Source organism: Carnobacterium sp., from assembly GCF_032094055.1.
GTDB lineage: Bacteria > Bacillota > Bacilli > Lactobacillales > Carnobacteriaceae > Carnobacterium_A.
The window spans coordinates 7,613-11,310 of the sequence record NZ_DAMDAK010000026.1 but is presented as its reverse complement, the minus strand read 5'-3'; the positions used below and the strand labels follow the sequence as shown (position 1 = coordinate 11,310).

The 3,698-nt window shown below is 37.5% G+C and carries 3 protein-coding genes; 2 read left to right on the top strand and 1 reads right to left on the bottom strand.

Translation table 11 applies throughout. From position 1 onward, the window contains the following. On the top strand, positions 1 to 1,115 hold a 1,115-nt coding region (locus tag RT405_RS05775; RefSeq protein ID WP_313468335.1), incomplete at its 5' end, for a PTS transporter subunit EIIC. A gap of 271 nt (positions 1,116 to 1,386) precedes the next feature. Here the strand turns inward: RT405_RS05775 and RT405_RS05770 are convergent. Continuing rightward, complete coding sequence (locus RT405_RS05770; RefSeq protein WP_313468333.1) at positions 1,387 to 2,208, bottom strand: TspO/MBR family protein; 822 nt, start codon at positions 2,206 to 2,208, stop codon at positions 1,387 to 1,389. A gap of 379 nt (positions 2,209 to 2,587) precedes the next feature. Here RT405_RS05770 and RT405_RS05765 point away from each other — a divergent pair. Further along, positions 2,588 to 3,698 (top strand): DUF1846 domain-containing protein (locus RT405_RS05765; RefSeq protein WP_313468332.1); only part of this gene is annotated, 1,111 nt, incomplete at its 3' end.

Here is a 3,698-nt window from a genome sequence, read left to right as displayed (position 1 = left end):
GTAATTTCAATCTTTTATTAGGGACCATCACGGGATCCATGACTCCGATCATTAGTATTCTTGCTGCCTCAGGTGTGATGAAAGGCTTATTGTCTTTATTAACTGGATTAAATATAGTATCTGAAGTGAGTAATTTTTATTTGCTGGTCAGTGCAATGGCTGATGCAGTCTTTTACTTCTTACCTATTTTGATTGGTTTCAATGCTGCCACTAGATTAGGCGGAAATGCCGTTTTAACAGCCGTCATCGGCGGTGCCATTTCCTATCCGACCCTGCTCGAAGCTGCTGACAAGGGGTTGAATGTTTTATCGATCGGGTCCGTTGATTTTCCGTTTGTTTCTTATTCTTACTCCATTTTCCCCATGATATTAGCTGCCTGGCTGGTAAAAAAACTAGAAGTTTGGCTCAAAACATGGGTTCCTGCTTTTCTGCAAGCAATTATTAACCCTATCATCATTATCGGATTAGTCACTTCGATCACCTTTTTGATCACTGGGCCAGTCATTACCTGGTTATCTTTTGCTTTAGCAAGCGGTCTTGAAACCTTCCTGAACTGGAACGCGCCTATTTTTGGAGCCATTATTGATGGTTTTTATCAAATACTCGTCATTTTTGGATTGCACTGGGGCATTATGCCGATCTACATCAATGATTTTGCAACTTTAGGATATAGCCACCTCTCAGCCATGGTAAGTGTGACAATTGTTGGACAAGGAGGCGCAGCATTAGCAGTCGCTATGAAAACTAAAAAAACAGAACTAAAAGAAATTGGATATGCAGCAGCTATTTCCGCATTCTGTGGCATTACTGAACCAGCCATTTATGGCATCACACTGCGTTATCTTCGTCCCTTTATCTGTGCCAGTATAGGCAGTGCAATTGGCGGTTTGTTGAATGTGAATATGTGGAGCATTATCGGTTCGCTTATTGGGCTTCCATCCTATATAGACCCCGAATTAGGAATTACCTCTAACTTTTGGTTTGCACTGCTTGCAACGGCGGTTACATTGATCGTTTCATTTGTACTCACTTATTTCTGGGGTTACAACGATTCCATGCAAATGAGAGAAAAACGTGAAAAACCAAAAAATCCGGCAAAAATGAAGTTGTCGTAACTTTTTAGCAAAAAGAATGTGCCGCACCTCAAAAATTAGCGTAACAAATCTAACTTTGGGGATGCGACATAATTTCTTCTCTATTTTTTGATGATTTATAAAATTTTAAAGTTTTCATCCTAAATTTGTTGCTGAAATCTGCCCTATTCTGTATGCAAGGACAAACTCAGGGATTTTTAATAGGAGCTTGTTCAAACTAGAGGTGAACAGCTCAACAAGTAGGTAAAGTCTATAAATTCATTACTCAAAAAGGACTATTTATAGCTATCGTTTAGAGACTATTCATTCCTTTTCTATAATGAAAATTATGTTTTGGGACTGGTACTACTTTCCATTTGTTGGTTCTAAATTGTGCTAAGGCACTGATAACCAAAATAACGCTGAACACGATAGAAATTATCGGTAAACGAGAATAGAGGTTATCAAATCCTTCAGGAGAAGTTAAAAATTTGTAGATCCCGAAACAAGCCCATGCTGCTGGTAACGTAAAAGCTGCATTTTTTAGCAAGATCATCATTAAAAGAGCTATTACAAGAGCAGTACTCAGCAAAACAATTCCCCATGTTTCTTCTGAAAGTCCTCCTCTCTTCCAGTTAATTTTTTCTAAGTAGGCTGCGATATTTACTATGGTCGCTATTAATAACCAGCCATTGTAAAGCCCAAATGTAAGAGATAAAATATTTTTCCTGTTGTCATTGATTTTTACGATCAATCGATTGATCACTGCGAGAACTACTGTAAGAGCCAGTATCAAGACAGTTGATACCAAAACTTTATCGTATAAGAAAGTAATAATCCAACCCACATTAAAAAGAGACGATAACCAGAATAAAGGCGATAATGTATCGATAGTTCGCTTGTAGCTTTCTTTGTTCCGATTTAAAATCAGGATAATAATCGATATAAAAACCAGTGTATAGATTACTCCCCATATACCGAATGTAAAAGGAGCAGGTGTGATGGGAGTAAGGTATTTATCAGACATTTCTTTTTGATCTGTGTTATTTATCATTCCTGTACTGCTTATATAATTAATTGCTAATACAATAACTAGTACAATGGCGTTCACCCAAGTTTTCGAAGCAGTTTTCATGTTATATTCCTCCTACAATTTTTTATACTACTTTAAAAAAAGCCAATCTTATTTTCATATTGCTCTATTTGTCTACACTGCTATTTACCTTATAACAGACGTTTTCATTTAACTCAAACACTGACTGCGAAACAACAAGTCAACTAAATAAGTTGTTTGGACAAAATATGCAAGCAAACGTTTTCTATACGTTAAACTTACACGAAAAGTGTTTAGCTTTCAAGAAAACCCCTTTTCATTCAATGAGCTCCCCTTGTCAATTTTCCTAAAAGCTTTATAATGATAAAAGATATATAAAGGCTGCTCTTCTTTGAACAAACAGTGTGCTGCTGCTAAAGAATGCCTTTAGAATGGAACGGAAAGCAAGCGGGAGGAAATAATGAAAAAAATTGGATTTGATTCAGAGAAATATTTGCACGAACAATCGGCTTATATTTTGGAACGTGTACAACATTACGATAAACTTTATATGGAATTTGGCGGAAAACTAATTGGTGACAAGCATGCCAAACGAGTCTTGCCAGGATTTGATGAAGACGCCAAAATGAAATTGTTAGCAACATTGAAAGAACAAGCCGAAATCATCATTTGTGTTTATGCAGGAGATATCGAACGAAACAAAATTCGTGAAGATTATGGCATTACCTATGATCAAGATGTACTGCGTTTGATCGATGAATATCGTTCTTATGGTATTTCTGTCAATAGTGTATTGATCACACGTTACCAGGAACAACCGATTGTCAAAGTATTTATGACAAAACTGGAACGAAGCGGCATCAAAGTTTATACGCATCGGGCAATTGAAGGATACCCAACGAACGTGGAAACAATTGTAGGAGAAGAAGGATTTGCAAAAAATCCTTACATTGAAACGACAAAACCAATCGTTGTAGTAACCGCACCAGGACCTGGAAGCGGAAAACTGGCCACTTGCCTTAATCAGATGTACCATGAATACGAGCATGGCAATAAAACAGGTTATGCCAAATTTGAAACATTCCCAGTATGGAATCTTCCGTTGAAACACCCAGTTAACATCGCTTATGAAGCTGCAACAGTTGATTTAAAAGATGTGAATGTCATTGATAATTACCATTACGAAGCTTATGGAGAAGTAGCGGTCAATTACAATCGCGATATGGAAACCTTTCCTGTCATTAAGCGTATTATTGAAAAAATCACTGGTACAGAATCGATTTACCAGTCTCCAACAGATATGGGGGTCAATCGCCTAAAAACAGGTATCATTGATGATCAGATTATTCAAGAAGCTGCGAAACAAGAAATCATCCGTCGCAGTTTTGCTGTTGAAAATGATTATAAAAAGGGTACAGCCGATGAAGAAGTATTACGTCGCATGCAAGTGATCTTAGAAGAAACTGATCAGAAAAAAGAAGATCGCATACCGGTGCTGCCGGCTCGCCATTATGCCAAAGCCGTACAAGAAAAACTCAACAGTACAAACTTGCAAGCCGTCATCGCAATTG

What these genes read in the sequence shown, in the direction of transcription:
- RT405_RS05770 (WP_313468333.1), bottom strand. Translation starts at nt 2,208, where the DNA reads ATGAAAACTGCTTCGAAAACTTGGGTGAACGCCATTGTACTAGTTATT.